The sequence below is a fragment of the Serratia sp. HNCC26DJ206 genome (genome assembly GCF_057180605.1).
The window spans coordinates 21,434-36,856 of the sequence record NZ_JBXUGP010000017.1 but is presented as its reverse complement, the minus strand read 5'-3'; the positions used below and the strand labels follow the sequence as shown (position 1 = coordinate 36,856).

General features: G+C 52.6%; 15 protein-coding genes. 6 read left to right on the top strand and 9 right to left on the bottom strand.

The window, feature by feature from the left end:
• Positions 1-12: 12 nt before the first annotated feature.
• Entirely contained in the window at positions 13-882 is an 870-nt protein-coding gene (locus AC2A1E_RS12850) for a LysR substrate-binding domain-containing protein (protein WP_484384069.1), read from the bottom strand.
• A gap of 105 nt (positions 883-987) precedes the next feature.
• Here AC2A1E_RS12850 and AC2A1E_RS12845 point away from each other — a divergent pair, with 105 nt between their 5' ends.
• Together AC2A1E_RS12845 and AC2A1E_RS12840 are read left to right on the top strand one after the other, a co-directional pair.
• Entirely contained in the window at positions 988-1,551 is a 564-nt protein-coding gene (locus tag AC2A1E_RS12845) for a DUF4865 family protein (RefSeq protein ID WP_484384068.1), read from the top strand.
• A gap of 32 nt (positions 1,552-1,583) precedes the next feature.
• Positions 1,584-2,123: an N-acetyltransferase family protein gene (locus tag AC2A1E_RS12840; RefSeq protein ID WP_484384067.1), complete on the top strand. Its 540-nt coding sequence runs from the start codon at positions 1,584-1,586 to the stop codon at positions 2,121-2,123.
• Here the strand turns inward: AC2A1E_RS12840 and AC2A1E_RS12835 are convergent.
• The 3 genes from AC2A1E_RS12835 to AC2A1E_RS12825 form a co-directional block, all read right to left on the bottom strand.
• Entirely contained in the window at positions 2,098-3,036 is a 939-nt protein-coding gene (locus AC2A1E_RS12835; protein ID WP_484384066.1) for a cation diffusion facilitator family transporter, read from the bottom strand. The genes AC2A1E_RS12840 and AC2A1E_RS12835 overlap by 26 nt on opposite strands.
• A gap of 189 nt (positions 3,037-3,225) precedes the next feature.
• On the bottom strand, positions 3,226-3,690 hold the full coding sequence (locus tag AC2A1E_RS12830) for a YehS family protein (protein ID WP_484384065.1): 465 nt from the start codon (positions 3,688-3,690) through the stop codon (positions 3,226-3,228).
• Positions 3,687-3,962: a hypothetical protein gene (locus AC2A1E_RS12825; protein WP_484384064.1), complete on the bottom strand. Its 276-nt coding sequence runs from the start codon at positions 3,960-3,962 to the stop codon at positions 3,687-3,689. The genes AC2A1E_RS12830 and AC2A1E_RS12825 overlap by 4 nt, the downstream gene beginning before the upstream one ends.
• A gap of 363 nt (positions 3,963-4,325) precedes the next feature.
• Between AC2A1E_RS12825 and AC2A1E_RS12820 the strand changes: the two genes are divergently transcribed.
• Positions 4,326-5,684 (top strand): pectate lyase family protein, encoded by a 1,359-nt coding sequence (locus tag AC2A1E_RS12820; protein WP_484384063.1) that lies wholly within the window; start codon positions 4,326-4,328, stop codon positions 5,682-5,684.
• A 111-nt stretch (positions 5,685-5,795) separates the two neighbouring features.
• On the opposite strand, the gene AC2A1E_RS12815 is transcribed toward AC2A1E_RS12820, so the two are convergent.
• Entirely contained in the window at positions 5,796-7,253 is a 1,458-nt protein-coding gene (locus AC2A1E_RS12815; RefSeq protein WP_484384062.1) for a tagaturonate reductase, read from the bottom strand.
• Between the two features lie 193 nt (positions 7,254-7,446).
• Here AC2A1E_RS12815 and AC2A1E_RS12810 point away from each other — a divergent pair, with 193 nt between their 5' ends.
• On the top strand, positions 7,447-8,352 hold the full coding sequence (locus tag AC2A1E_RS12810) for a GntR family transcriptional regulator (protein WP_484384061.1): 906 nt from the start codon (positions 7,447-7,449) through the stop codon (positions 8,350-8,352).
• Positions 8,353-8,454: 102 nt separating this feature from the next.
• On the opposite strand, the gene AC2A1E_RS12805 is transcribed toward AC2A1E_RS12810, so the two are convergent.
• From AC2A1E_RS12805 to AC2A1E_RS12790, 4 genes are all read right to left on the bottom strand, one after another.
• A complete protein-coding gene (locus AC2A1E_RS12805) occupies positions 8,455-8,982 on the bottom strand; it encodes a cysteine hydrolase family protein (protein WP_484384060.1) in 528 nt (175 codons plus the stop codon).
• A 120-nt stretch (positions 8,983-9,102) separates the two neighbouring features.
• Positions 9,103-10,206, bottom strand: a complete 1,104-nt coding sequence (locus AC2A1E_RS12800) for a suppressor of fused domain protein (protein ID WP_484384059.1) — start codon at positions 10,204-10,206, stop codon at positions 9,103-9,105.
• A 92-nt stretch (positions 10,207-10,298) separates the two neighbouring features.
• Positions 10,299-11,174: an oxygenase MpaB family protein gene (locus AC2A1E_RS12795; protein WP_484384058.1), complete on the bottom strand. Its 876-nt coding sequence runs from the start codon at positions 11,172-11,174 to the stop codon at positions 10,299-10,301.
• Positions 11,175-11,192: 18 nt separating this feature from the next.
• Complete coding sequence (locus tag AC2A1E_RS12790) at positions 11,193-12,491, bottom strand: SLC13 family permease (protein WP_484384057.1); 1,299 nt, start codon at positions 12,489-12,491, stop codon at positions 11,193-11,195.
• Positions 12,492-12,974: 483 nt separating this feature from the next.
• Between AC2A1E_RS12790 and AC2A1E_RS12785 the strand changes: the two genes are divergently transcribed.
• Both AC2A1E_RS12785 and amyA read left to right on the top strand, forming a co-directional pair.
• Positions 12,975-13,559, top strand: coding sequence for a hypothetical protein (locus tag AC2A1E_RS12785; RefSeq protein ID WP_484384056.1), 585 nt, complete (start codon positions 12,975-12,977; stop codon positions 13,557-13,559).
• Positions 13,560-13,792: 233 nt separating this feature from the next.
• Complete coding sequence (gene amyA / locus AC2A1E_RS12780; protein WP_484384055.1) at positions 13,793-15,283, top strand: alpha-amylase; 1,491 nt, start codon at positions 13,793-13,795, stop codon at positions 15,281-15,283.
• Positions 15,284-15,423: the final 140 nt, after the last annotated feature.

Here is a 15,423-nt window from a genome sequence, read left to right as displayed (position 1 = left end):
GTGATGCTTAGCTTACTCGCGTAATCGCTCAATAATAATCTGCGCCAATTGCCGGATGGCATCATCCGGCTGTTCCTCGGCCCGATGTAGTTTCACGCCAATCTGCTGTAGCGCGGGCAGTGCTTCAGGTGCCAATCGGGCCAACCCCGGTGGCAACCCGGCATCGGTACGCACCGTGACGCCCAATCCGGCACTGACTGCCGCCCAGATGCCGTTAAGGCTGCGGCTGGTAAAGGCAATACGCCACGGGATCCCGGCGCGATCCAACGCGGCGGTCGCCGCGCTGCGCATCAGGCAAGGCGCATCGAACACCACCAGCGGCAACGCTTCGCCGCTAGCACGCCACTGGGCCAAATCAAAGCTTGGCGCGGCGATCCACTGCATCAGGCGCTGCCCCAAATCCTGCTGAAACGGCGTACTGCTCCCGCCGTCCCAGGCCAGCGACAGATCCAACTGCCCTTTCAGCACCCAGTCGATCAGCTCCGCATTGCGAGCAATGCGCGCTTCAATACGCACCTTCGGATGCGCACGGGCAAAACTGCCCAGCACCTGCGGCAGAAAGGTTTCACCAAAATCCTCTTGCAAGCCCAAACGCACCCGGCCCTGCAAATCCAGCCCGCGCACCGCTGCCGCCGCTTCGTCATTCAGCTCCAGCAAGCGACGAGCGTAGCTCAGCAGCGTTTCGCCCGCTTCGGTCATCACCATGCCGCGCCCGGATTTACGCAAGATAGGCACACCCACCTGCTGTTCCAGCTTTTTCAAATGCGCACTGACCGCCGAGGTCGAGCGCCCTAGGCGCTCCGCCGCTTTAGCAAAGCTGCCCAGTTCAATGCCGGCCACGTAACTGCGCAAGTCGTCGAGATCGAAGGTTATTCGCCCCATGCTAACCATCCTGATTTTTCGAACCGTTTATCTTAATAATACCGATTTTATCGATAAAGATGCCGTGCCACTCTGTGACAGTCAATTGTTTTCAGGAGCACCGCCATGATCGCCATGCAATACACTTTCCCCCTGCCCGCCGACTACGATATGGGTATTATCCGCCAGCGCATCGCTGACTTTGGCCATTTGATGGACCACCATCCGCAGTTAATCATGAAAGCCTACCTTTATGCGCTGAAAGGCGAGCACGGCAACGATAATCGCTATGCGCCGTTTTATCTGTGGAACAGCAGCGACGGGATGAGTGATTTCCTCACCGGTAACGGGTTCCGGGGAGTCAGCCAGGCGTTTGGTTGGCCACAGGTGAGCCATTGGCTGCCCTGGGTGGTAAAGATGGTGCCAGAAAACCTCGCCGAAGCCCGTTACGCCACGCTGGAATGCCAGCCAATTGCTGCTTATAACGATCTCACCCTGTTACGCTCGCAGCAGCAGGCTAATCCATTGGCTTTAGCCAGCATCGTGGCGTTCGATCCGGCACACTGGCAGTTGGTCAGTTTCCATCTGTGGCAGCAACTGCCACAGCAGCGTAATGCACAGACGCAGTGCTACACGGTGGGGCATATCTCTGCGCCGCTGGATACCGCAGCGCTGAAACCGAGGGTATAATTGCCCCTCTTTCCCTTAGTATGGATACGCTTATGTTCACCGTCCGTCAGGCACAACTCGCTGATTTAACTATCGTGCGAGACGTTGGGATCGCCAGTTATATCGCCCATTTCGGTGCGCTTTGGCACAGCCAGAGCGAAATGGCGGATTTTCTCGCTAACGATTTTTCTGTCGCCGCATTGACCAAGAGTTTGCAGAGCAACCTAGTTTGCTGGTTGCTGGCTTATGAAGATGAAACTCCGGTGGGCTTCGCCCGGCTGAATCTCGACAGCCCGCTGGCGGCAACCGCCACCAGCGGCGCTGAACTGCAGAAAATCTATTTCCTGCCGGGATTTGCCGGGCACGGTTATGGCGAGCGTTTATATGCCGAAGTACAACGGCGGGCCATCGAAAGCGGGCAAACCCAGCTCTGGCTGGACGTATTGAAAACCAACGTTGCCGCTCAGCGCTTTTATCAGCGGCAAGGGATGGCGATCGTTGGTGAGAACCGTTTTACCACTGCCAGCCAATCGGTTGAACTCTGGCATATGGCGAAAACGCTGCCACTTACAGCCACTTCGGATCTTGGGTAAAAGAGATGGTCAGCCAGCGGTGAGGGCCATCTTCGCCGATGGCATCGGCAATTTTGTCGCGGATCTGATCAAACTTGTATATTCCGCTGTCTTCCATGCTCTCGGGGATCACGATGTGGATCTCAATAAACAGCCCGCGCCCCATGCGCGTAGCGTAGTTGGAATAATCCAGGAAGCCATATTCCAACGTCAGCTGCGCCATAATGGATTCGATTTTGCAATCGAGGCTGTCGGGAGCCATCTGCAAGACTTCTTTTACCGCCGCTCTGACCGTTTGTATCGGGATCGGGATCAGCACCAGGGTCAACACCGCCAGTGCAAAGGGGTCGGTATACACATTCAGGTACTCGTAGCGGGTGCCTTCCATTAGCCAGGTGAGAATAAATGCCACCAATAGCGCAGAACTGATGCACGCCGACATCAGCCAGCTTTTGGTATCCAGCGCAATCAGTTCTGACTGCACCTTTTTATTCAGCCGACGCTGCTTAAAATAGAGCATGAAACAGAAAATACTGACGGTGACGGCATACACCATCGCCCAACCCAGCTCCAATTCGCGTCCACCGTCGGCAATCCCTTTGATGGCGTTCACGAAGGCGTACAGGCACAGCAGGGTCAGCAAACTGCCGTTAAACGCCAGTACCAGCGGCTCGACATGCCAGAATCCATACTGAAAACGGCGGCTGTAGGGTTGCCCGAGCAGGCGCGATACCAGCAGTGATAATGAACACATCCCGGCATCCAGTGCAGAAAACATGCCGTCAAAAACAATCGACATGGAACCGCAGACAATGCCAAACACAATCCCAGCACTGGCAATAAATAGCGTGCAGTAGATTGAGCGTTTGAGTATTTTTTGTTCTATTTCAGTACTGTGTAGTTTTTGCTGAATATCCACTGGCGCAGTTGTCATATTATTATCTTAATTCCACAGTCATCATGCGATGTCCTACCTATTGCGCAACTAATCAAGCATAGGATTGAACCGGTATCATATGGAGTATGATCCACAAAGCCTTTACGCGCAAAAGACCAGGCAAGCGATGAACGGGCACAAAAAAAGCGCCCTCAATGAAGGCGCCTGATTCAGCAATGCGGAAAATTATGCGCCGCGGATGCGCTGGGTCAACCCTTTCAGGAAGTAACGCAGCATTTGATCGCCGCACGGGCGATAATTTTTGGAGCCTTGTTTGCGGAACAGTGCGCTCAGCTCCGGCTTGGAAATACGGAACTCCACCGCGGTGAAAATCTGGTGCAGGTCGACATCTTTCAGTTCAAACGCCACGCGCAATTTTTTCAGCACCAGATTGTTGGTGATCGGCAGTTCCACCTCAGGGGCGGGAAATTTGTCGTCCTTACCGCGCTTGAAGAACACCAGGCCATTGAGGAAATGGGCCATCACTTCGTCTGGGCATTGCTCAAAACCCGGTTCACCTTCTTTGATCAGGTAGGCCGACATGGCTGCAACACTGACGTCAAAACCGTCCAGCTTGACGATCTCAATCATCTTCGCATCGTTAATACTCAGCATGTAGCGCACGCTGCGCAGCACATCATTATTGATCATGGAATTGCCTTTAGCTTATCAACCGGGGAGGTGTAGATGTTGCCACACCTTGCATGTGCGGCAGTATAGGGATCCGGCAGGGGTTTCTCAATCGGATTTCCACCGGCCAATATCGGCTGGCCGATGAGAATTAATGTTTTTAAACCCACTCGGTCAGCGAACATGAGAGGGCGGCTTGCCGAGATCCCCCCCTGAAAGCCATAGGGTTGTTTGTAAAATAGCTTGAGTGAACACTCGTTTTTAAGCTTTTCCTCTTGACTGATCATAATCATTAATTCGTGCAGGCCCGTTTTCTGACTGAACTTAAAATAATCACTGGAGGTTTATCATTAATATCAATTAACCTGATACGCCCAAGGCTTGGTTTCATTTTTTTTGAAACAAAGCCATATTCAAAGCGAAATTAAACCTGTTCCATTCATTATTAGTCAACTATTTTCACCCTATTTACCCACCTATTTTTATTGGCTAAGAAACTTAAAAAGAAATTGGTGAAATTCATACCCATTCTTCATCGCTGACTATAATCAATTTTGGCATCGTTATCGGTAATGCAGTAATGAACAAGCATCGGTAGGCATGCCTAATAATTAGCCTGATCATATATCTTTTATTTAAATAAGGATGATTTACTAATGAATGATACTTTTGCTGGAACAAAAGAATATAACCTGACTGGCTTTGCTTATGGTAATACAGGTGGAGGAGTGATCCCAGAAACAGATCCTGCCTATATAAAAGTGTATAGCGCCCTGGATTTTGCTACGGCCATTAGAGGGCAGAACAGATATAAAGTTATCGAAATCATGAATGACCTGGATCTGGGTTGGAACGAGATCCCAGCAGAAGTGAAAGAAGTTGCTGGCAGCAAGATGGTATCACACAAAGCGCCATTGACCCATCCCGTTCTGATCCGCACTGGGGTGACTAAAATCTATATTGATGATTTTAAAAATGGCCTTACTATTTTCTCAGTCAACGGTGCCACGATAAAACATGCGGCCTTAGATATTAGACGCAGTAATAATGTGATTGTTCGAAACCTTGAATTTAACGAACTCTGGGAGTGGGATGAGAAAACCAGAGGGGATTACGATGAGCAGGATTGGGACTATATCACCCTCCAGGAAGATAATAAGGTCTGGATAGACCATTGCACATTCCACAAAGCCTACGATGGTATTGTAGACATGAAAGCGGGGACTTCCGGCGTCACAATTTCCTGGTCAATGTTCAAGAGTGACGATGGGGCTGCAAACGGTTGGGTTAGACAACAGCTCAGCGCAATGGAAGCCAACCGCTCTCAATATCCGATGTACGATTTTATTCGTAAGCAAGGTATATCTGAGGTGGATATTGCTGCTGTGGTGCAAGGGCATAAAAAAACCCACCTTGTTGGCGCTAATCCCATGGAAGCCAGCAATGCAGATCTGCAGCTGACATTGCACCACAACTACTACCACAATGCGCAGGATCGTATGCCTCGTTTACGTGCAGGTAATGCACACGCATTCAATATTATGATGGAATGCTCAAGCAACTGGGAGGTGAAGAATCTTATTCCAGCAGAGGCGGCAGCGCTCATTGCAGCCGAAGGTTTTCATTTTGATGTGATCAGCAACGGTTCACTTTCCACTGAAGGTGGTGCCCTTTTGCTTGAACAATCATATATTAATGGTGTTCGCTACCCGTTACGCAATAACCAACAGTCAGGTACTCCTCCCGCTTATACCGGCAAAATCAAAGCGGAGAACATCATGTATATATTGGGTGATCTGCGGTTTAATGGCAGCAGCGATGATCCAGATAGTCCATTGGGCCCAAATCAAGCGCCAATCATTCCATTCGCCTGGAATGGTTTCACCTCTCTGCCATACGAATATCATCCAGAATTGGTTCCTGCGATTATTAACCGGCTGAATAGCCCAACTAATGGCGCGGGTGCAGGTATCCTGATATGGGATCGTCAGGATTGGTTGCACACGAGTTATTAAACCGATCTGAAAAGCTGCTCAGCGGTGATAAAACCGGCTTTGCAGAGAAATGAGGATATAACCAACAGGAAATGACGTTAAACGCCATTTCCTGTTTCAGAAGAAAAACGCTTAATTCTTGTCGAGGCCGTACAGCGCGGTGCGCATCCCGTCTTCCAGAATCACCCGCAGATTGGCGGTCACGGCAGCGGTCAGGCCCGGCACCGCATTGAGGTTTTGCCCCCAATGATTTTCATCAGCCAACACGGTTTCCACCAGCGTGGCCAGCGGGATATCACGATGCTTCACCCCCGTCCACAGCGTGGCATAGCGTTCCAGCCAATGAGCATCATCCTGTAGCGGATAGTTACCCAGTTGCCGTTCACCACGGTAAAACGCGATCAGCGCCGCAAGCGCAAAGGTCAGGCGCTTTGGCAGCACGCCGTTCTTCTGCTGGCCAGCCAGCAATTGCGGCAGGATGCGCGTGCGGAACTTGGTCATCCCGTTCAGCGCAATGGATAACAGTTGGTGCTGAATGAACGGGTTACGGAAACGGTTCTGCACCGCTTCGGCAAACGGCAGCAGCTCTTCCTGCGGCAGATCAAGCACCGGCATGATCTCTTCAGCAATGGTGCGTGCTACAAAGTCACCCACCTGCTTATCACTCATCGCTTCACCCACGGTATTCAGCCCGGCAAGAAACGCCACCGGCACCAGCGCGGTGTGTGCGCCGTTGAGGATCGCCACTTTGCGCTCTTTGTACGGCTTGATGTCATCGACGATATGCACGTTCAAATCAAGCTGATCCAAGTGCAGCTCTTTCGCCAGCCACTGCGGGCCTTGGATCACGAACAGATAGAAATGCTCAGCGGTATCCAGGAAGCGATCCTGATAGCCCAACTGCTGTTGCAATTGCTCTTCTTCACCGCGCGGGTAACCGGTGACGATACGGTCCACCAGGGTAGAACAGAAGGTATTGCACTCATTCAACCAATCGCTGAACGCCTGTGGCAGCTCCCACTGTTGCGCATAGCGCAGCACATACTCTTTTAGCGTTTCGCCGTTATAGTCGATCAACTCGCATGGCAGCAGCACCCAACCTTTATCGGCGGCACCTGCAAAGTGGCTGAAGCGCTCATACAGCAGGCGCGTCAGTTTAGCCGGGAAACTGGCCGCAGGCGCATCCGCCAAGCGGTCTTGCGGCAGGTAAGTGATACCCGCTTCCGTGGTGTTGGAGAACACAAAGCGGATCGCCGGATCACGCGCCAGCGCCAAGTAACCCGCATAATCCTGATAAACGTTCACTTCACGGTTGACGGAGCGAATCAGGCGCGGTTCGCAAACCGCTTCGCCCTGCTCGTTCAGCCCACGAATAATAGTGGTGTACAAGCCGTCTTGGGTATTCAGCGAAGGGGGCTGATCGCTGTCGATCGGGCGAACCACCACCACGCCAGCATTCAGGCCGGTGTGCTCATTCAATAAATCAATTTGCCAGTCGATAAAGGCACGCAAAAAGTTACCTTCACCAAACTGGATAATACGATCGGGATAGTGTGCGCCAGGAAATTCTCTGCGATTCAACTGTTTCATTGTGGCTCCTTGCAACCGGTGATTATTCTCGTCCACTGGGTATTTCTGCCCCGAAGCGGCTCAGTTGGCAGCTGTTATCAATGAAAAACGGCGGGAAGGATTGCCCGATCGCCACTATTTGTGATTCAGCACAAAATAAACCGGTTTAAATAGGGTTTAAATGCGTAAAAAGTCATCCCCCGCCGAGAGCAGCGTGAGCAGAACACAAAATTTAAGACAGAACGTGGTGAATCAGATGATTGATGGCATCCTGCAAGGCCATATCCGTTCACCACTGCCTTCCCAGGCCGCGCTGGCAGAGATGTACAACATCAGCCGTACCACGGTGCGCCACACGCTGACCTATTTCTCTCAGTTGGGCGTACTGGAAAAGGTTAACGATAGCTATGTGATCCTGCGTATGCCCCAGGTTGCCGACGGCTTTGAATGCATAAACTCTTCACTGGACGATCAGGCCAAGGTCTTTGAGAGAGCCTTCTTTCAGATGATTAATCAGAAGCAGTTGCGGGCTGGCGATTCCTTTACCGAACTGCAGCTTGCTCGCACGGTTAACGTCAGCCCGGTGGTGGTCAGGGAGTTCCTGCTGCGCTTTAGCCGTTACAATCTGATCGACAACGTGCGGCGCGGCCAATGGTGCATGAAAAGGCTGGACCGGAGCTATGCCGAGCAGCTCTTTGAACTGCGCCAGATGCTCGAAACCCACGCCCTTTCACGCTTTATCAACCTGCCTGCGCATGACGAACGCTGGTTACAGGCCAAGGAGTTATTGAGCCGCCACCGCCAACTGCGCGATACCATCAGCGACAATTACCGTCTGTTCTCCCTGCTGGATCGGGATTTTCATGGGCTGATCCTGTCAGCCGCCAATAACCTGTTTTTCAATCAGTCGCTGGAAATCATCTCGATGATTTTCCATTTTCACTATCAGTGGGACGAGTCCGATCTTAAACAAAGAAATATCATTGCGATTGAAGAGCATATGGCTATTTTGAGCGCCCTGATCTGTCGCAACGATCAGGATGCGGCCCGCGAGTTACACTGCCATCTCGATACGGCCAAGCAGTCGATGATTAATTCTATTCAACAGCACATCGCCTGAACTCTTGGCGTTTTTTATCGATAAAAAACACAGTAAGTATGATCAACGGGAAACTGGGAGCAATAGCCTTACGCTACTGCTCCATAATGACCCGGCCGGGTATCAGAAACGGATCTCTTCTGCCGCAACCGCGCGGATCGGGATGCCAAAACTTTGAATATTCGACAGCGTCGCGTTGTGATGGGCGCGGATTTGCAACCCGCTGGCGTGCGGTTTGTCGTGGCTGGTGTGCGCATCCGCCGCCAGCACCACCGGATACCCCAGCCCAGCGGCGCGGCGGGTGGTGGTATCGACGCAAAACTCGGTGGAATAGCCGCAGATCACCAGTTGCGTCACGCCGTTGGCAATCAGCAGTTTGCCCAGATGAGTACGCAGGAATGAATCCGGCGTGGTTTTTTCTATGCGATGATCGCTGGCTTGCACCTGCAAATCGGGGTGAATTTGCCACGCGTCGCTGCCATGCAGCAGTTCGTCGTGCGCGGTCTGGTGCTGAATAAAAATTACCGGCACCCCGGCCTGACGGGCACGTTCACTCAATTGGTTAATTCGCCCGATAACCGCATCGGCTTCTGCCGGTGGCGGCACAAACAGCCCTTTCTGCACATCAATAATCAACAGCGCTGATTTCATGACCCTCTCCGTTAGTTTTATGCCCGCCTCATACTATGCCAAATCACGATCGGCCAGAAAGTAAAAAACCACCGGCACTCAGGCGGGTGGTTTATCCGGTGATTTTTGCACTTCAGGCGATCACGCCAGCGGCTGACGTGGGCGGAAAATGTGGTCAACCCCTTGCTCACGCAGCTTGTTCACCAGTTCGAGCCCGCCGTTTGGGGTGGCCTGCGCCCGAGCACGTTCAGTGGTAAACACCGGGCTGGCCCAGAAAATATTCACCGGATCGCCATACTGCGGCGGAAGCACCAAACGCTCATGGTCAGGGTAAAACGAGGACGAAAGCACATAACCTTCATAGCCCAGCGGAGCCACTTCAGACACCAGCGTATGCCCTTCGCCAAACCAGGTGAGCTTCGCCCAAGGCACGTGAGCAAAACCGGCCAACGCACTGGCCATCTGAATGGCATACTCTTCGGTCAGATACTGCCCATCGACGGCAATGGCCATTTCCATGCGGCGATACTGTGAGGCATCGTCATTGAACAGGATCTCCACCCACGGCATGGGCCGGATGCTGACCCCGATGGTCAGAAAATAGTAAATACCGTCGCGCTCATGCTGGGTGATGGCCATCGGCGGCCACTTGCCCTGATCGATAGCGTAATACTTCACCGAAGGGCCAAAATGCTGTGCGTAGCGCGCCTGATACTCAGTTTGCATTTTCGGCCACGGGTTGCCCTCTTCACGCTGCCAACTGCGCCAGAACTGCCGGGTATTATCCGCCAACGCATATTGGGTATTGGTCGAGGCACAACCCAGCGGGTAAACCAGCGCGCTTTCTTTGATACAACTGGCGGAATAGCACACTGAGTGATCGATATACAGGCTCCAACCGGGGATTACCGCCAGCAACTGACCGTGATACCACAATGCGGCACCATCATCGCTTTCCGCCCAGATCACCGTCAGCCCCTTTGCCTCCAGCGGCGCCTCCCCGGCCGGATTGCGGCAATACTCAGCGGCCAGCATCGGTGGCTGTCCGGCTTCCATCGCCGCGCGATCTTCCTGCAAGGGAGCAAGGCCCAGGTTACGCAGCCAGCAGGCCCGCACCTGAAAACGCTCATCCTGCTCCTCCGTAGGGTAGATATAAAAATAGGCGGCACGACTGTCTTGCTGAACCACTGCGACCAGTGTCTGGTTCTCATTACTCACTTCAGCAAGTAGGGTTGACTCGTTCATATCACCTCGATCAGATTACGGCGCAGAATAATGCTGCGCACTATACCCAAATATAGCGGTGTGGCACAGATTCTGCTGGCCGAGATGGCGCGTTAACCCGCCGTTTTCGCCATCCGCCGCATCGCCCGCGGGTAGGCGCCATTACGCACCGCCGATCGCAACACCCGCCCGACACCGCGGATCCCAACGCGTACCAGCCGCCGTTTGAGACTCCCCGGATTGTACCCCAGTTGCTGCTGCGCCCAATCAGGCAGCAGATCGATGCCCGCCTGCATCACTAAAGCACCAAACGGCCGCGCCAGCGCACTGGGAGCCGGTGCCGCCAACAGAATACGTGCCACCTCCAGGGTGCGTTCATCGCAGACCAGCTGCGGGCGCATCTGTTGCAGATAATCGGCCACCGCGGCGCAGGAAGTGGGAACCTCACGCGCGCCCAAAGCTTCGGCGACGCGGGCTGCTTCGCGGTAATACTCATCCTGTTGAGTGAGGGAAAGATGCGGGTTCCGGTAACGCAGGTGTGAAGCCAGAAAACGGCTGCTCTCGGCCACATGCACCCAGGTCAGCAAATAGGGATCGCTGGCGGCATAGGGCTCGCCACGGCTATCCGCGCCCTTGACCTGCAAATGGATGGCTTTAACCTTGGCGATCAGGCGTTCGGCCTCCGCCGTCGGGCCAAATGTGGTAACAGAGATAAACTGGCTGGTGCGGCGCAGGCGGCCCAGCATATCCTCGCGGAAATTGGAATGATCCCAGACTCCGGCCAACGCCAGCGGATGCAGCATCTGTAGCAGCAGCGCGCTGACGCCACCGCACAGCATTGAGGTAAAGTCGCTGTAAACCTGCCAAGTCACCGACTGCGGGCCAAACAGCCCTGGATCGCCGGGCGGGTGCTCAAAATCGACTCCGCCGAGTGCCAGCCCGGTCAGGCTGAGCACCTGTTTTTCAATCGCAGCGCGTAGCATTTCCATCCCACCGCCCTTCTCTGTTCAGCCCATCCAGCCCAATAATCTGAACCACAGGTAATCCAGCGGCACCAGCAGCCCAAAGGTCAATGCAGCCAGCAGCAGGCACAGCTTCAATCCTTCACGCGGCGGCACTCTGCCCATGCCCATCGCCACCACGATCGGCGATGCCTGATACGGCAGCAGCGGCGTGGCGTAACCGATCACCTGCGTCATCAGCACCGTGATCAACGGCAGGCCGCTGCCATCCGCCAGCACCTGCGCCAATGGGGTGAACAAGGCAGGTACACCGTTGGCCGTCACAACAAAATTCAGCAGGGTGGTGATGCCAATCAGTGACGCAAAAGCGACGAATGGCCGATCCGGATTTTGCGGTATCACGCCCAGCAACGCATTCCCTAACCAATCACCCAGCCCGGAATGGCTCACCAGCGCCGTCAGCCCGAGGATCCCCGCCACATAAATACAGGTGCGGATGTTGGCCCCGGCAGCAAATTGCTCACCGGTCAGGAAACCGATGCGCGGTAACAAACAAAAACAGGCAGCGGCCAGGCCAATCCAGGCCGGAGCAATACCATGCCAGCGATCGGTGAGCCACAGCAATACCGTGGCCAACAGCAACAGGATTAACCGCCACTCCGCCGTGCTGAGCGCGGTTTGCTCCGGCATTTTCTCTACTTTCTGCGGGGTAGCAGGGAACAGCCAACAGATACACAGCGTCAACAACACGCCCTTTGCGACCCCAAGTATGGGCGCATGCAGCATCAGGTAGGCAATATAGGTGAAGTGAATGCCGAAGGCGCTTTCTGCCGCCCCACTCATCACCAGATTAGGCACGTTGGCAGGCAAGATGCTGGCAGACAGCTGGAAAGTGCCAAAACCCACCGCCAACGCCAAACCAAAGCGGCCACGTGAGCCTTCCACCAGCCCGGCGCGTTCCGCCAACGCCATAATGATTGGCATCAGCAGGGTAATGCGCCCCATATTTGATGGCATGACAAATGCCAGCGCATAGCTGATCGCCACCACGCCGCCCACCAAGCGTAACCAGGAACCGGCCAGATGAGGCAAAATGCCGTTGGCGAGCCGGTCGGCCAACCCGGTTGAGCGAATGGCGGTACCCAAAACAAAGCCACTCAACACCAGCCAAAATGCCGAAGAGGCAAAGCCCGAAAACACCACACCGGCGGGTGCCAGTTGTAACAGCATGACTACGGCAAAAAACAGCAGCGCCACCAGGTATTCCGGCAGACGGGACGTCGCCCACAGCGCGATCACCACCAGGGTGACCAGCGCAGAAACTCCCATCGGGTGCCACATCATGCCCGTTACTCCCTGTTTACGTTGTTCTTTTGTTATCAATAGGTTGTATATTTACACAAGGACAACGGCCGTTCGGTGAAGGCGCTCACAGTTCGACGAGCCATACTGCTTCATATTCGGCTGTGTCCTTCGAGTGGTTATTGTAAGGAATACTTAGCTGCTGAAATCAATCAGAATGGTATTAAACACGTTACCAGGCACCGAGTAATCTTATTTTATAAACCCCATATTGACAGCACTCTATCTTTAATGCCAACGTAACTAAATAAATACGCTCATTCAGACAAGAGAGAATCGTCTTAGACAGAATTCATTAGTCAGTAATATTACTTAATGGAGAATGCCTAGCAGATTAAGTCGAAATAATATAATAGGACAGTAAAAACCAAATAGTGGAACTGGTGGTATCAAACATTCTGATTTCACCCCTTCCAAAAATTGATAAGGATTAATTAATTTTTATTATAATTATAGGATTTTATTATGAATGCGAGGTTTTTTTTAAACTCCCTTTTGCTTCTCTCTTTAAGTTACCTTTATTGTGGCGACGTAAGTGCGGTCAGTACAGGCACACTTACGGTGAAATTTGGTCAGACAACGGAGGATTCATATAAGGAAAGTCACCCTAATGCCGTAAGAATAGGCTTTAATAAAGACCTGAATGGTAATATCTACAAGGAGTCACCTAACGACAATAAGGATGTACGTAGAGACATCGTTTTTGAAGACCTCGGAAATGTTTATGTCTTGTTTGATCATAATAAGGATTTAATCGCGTTAGAAATGCAATTTAAAAGTGATTACTTTGGTATTCTCAGTACCACTCTGACTAAAAAATACACTGAGATCATAAAGAAGAAATCACTTATCGGCAGCAACTATATGGAACTGTACAACGATGGTGTTTCTATTTATCTGGTAACACCGTCTTACTTCTCAAACACCTCGTTATTCTTTGTAAGGACCAAAGAGAAACAGGAACTGTTAAAAACCATCCCCAATAAAATGCTTGAAAACGAGAATAAAATTCTGGATTTCATCGTGAAAAAATGTTTTCCTCTGCGGTAGCGCCATTAAGCAGGCCAACATACCGCCGCTAAAGCCAGATAACATTACGCGTGGGCCATATAGATAAAGAGTGCTTTACCTATGGTGCAAATGCTCTTATCTCACCCGGCGTAATAACCTGGTGCTGCCAAGTAGCCATGCGCTTATTCCCCTTTGACCTAAATTAGCTCATGCTAAAGCCTGATAGCGGTTTTTGACCGCGCTTATTTTCTGGCTAACTGGGATGCTGGCTCATGACAAAAAAAACCACGCTGCTGCAATTTTTCCACTGGTATTACCCCGGTGGCGGTAAATTGTGGCAAGAGACCGCCGAACGGGCACCCGCTCTGGCCAAGTTGGGCATCACGGATCTCTGGTTGCCACCGGCCTATAAAGGGGCTTCCGGGGGTTATTCGGTGGGTTATGACAGCTACGACCTGTTCGACTTAGGTGAGTTTGAGCAAAAAGGCACCCGTGCCACCAAATACGGTGACAAACAGGCGCTGGTTCATGCCGCCACCGTGCTGCGTGATCAGGGGATACGGGTGATTCACGACGTCGTGTTCAACCACAAAATCGGCGCCGATGAAAAAGAATTAGTGCATGTCTATAAGGTCGATCCCAATAACCGTAACAATATCGCCGACGAAGGCATCGATGCGCTGGCCTATACCCGTTTCACCTTCCCTGGGCGAAAAGGGGCTTACTCTACCTTTATCTGGGATTACAAATGCTTCAGCGGTGTCGATTACATCGAACAACCGCAAGAAAAAGGCGTGTTCAAGATCGCCAATGACTATGGCGATACCGGCTGGAACGATCAGGTTGACGGCGAGAAAGGCAATTTTGATTACCTGATGGGGGCCAACGTAGAGCTGCGCAACACCTCCGTCGCCGAGGAACTGAAATACTGGGCACGCTGGCTGATGGAAACGCTGCCCTGCGACGGGTTCCGTTTGGATGCCGCCAAACATATCCCGGCCTGGTTCTTTAAGGAGTGGGTCGATCATGTGCGCAGCGTGGCGCAGCGCGATCTCTTTATCGTGGCGGAGTACTGGTCACACGATCTGGCGACCCTGCAACAGTATTTGGATCTGATAGATGGTAAAGTCATGCTGTTCGACGTGGCGCTGCACCTGAAATTCCATCTGGCATCGAAACAGAGCGATCGGTTCGATATGACGCAGATCTTCACCGATACGCTTACCGCCGCCGATCCGACCCATGCGGTGACAATGGTCGCCAATCACGATACTCAGCCGTTGCAGGCGCTGGAAACACCGGTCGAACCCTGGTTCAAACCGCTGGCCTATGCCCTGATCCTGCTGCGTGAACAAGGCGTTCCCTGCGTGTTTTATCCGGATTTGTACGGGGCCAGTTATACTGACAAAGGTGATGACGGCGGTGATTATCATATCCAGCTCCCCGTCATCCCTGAGTTGGAGAAGCTGATCCAGGCGCGCCAGCGTTTTGCCAACGGCGCGCAGATAGACTATTTTGACGATAAAAACTGCATCGCCTTCAGCCGCAGTGGCACCGCCGAAGCCCCTGGCTGCGTGGTGATACTGACTAACGGGGTAGCAAGCAGCAAAACCATCGCCTTGGGCGAAAATTTTGCGCATAAATCCTGGCGCGACTTCCTCGGTAACCGTCAGGACAATATCATGACCGACGAACAGGGTAACGCAGCCTTCCCGGTCAACGGTGGCAGCGTCAGCCTGTGGGTATTGGCAGAATCAATGTAAACTCTGGCCGGTGTGGCAGTATTTGATATCATACCGGCAGTAAACTCACTTTTGCCTTTCTGGTCTATACCCAAAATAATTCGAGTTGCTTGTAGGCGGCAGAGCGCGGCCAACACCCAAGCAACTTGAAGTATAAAGGG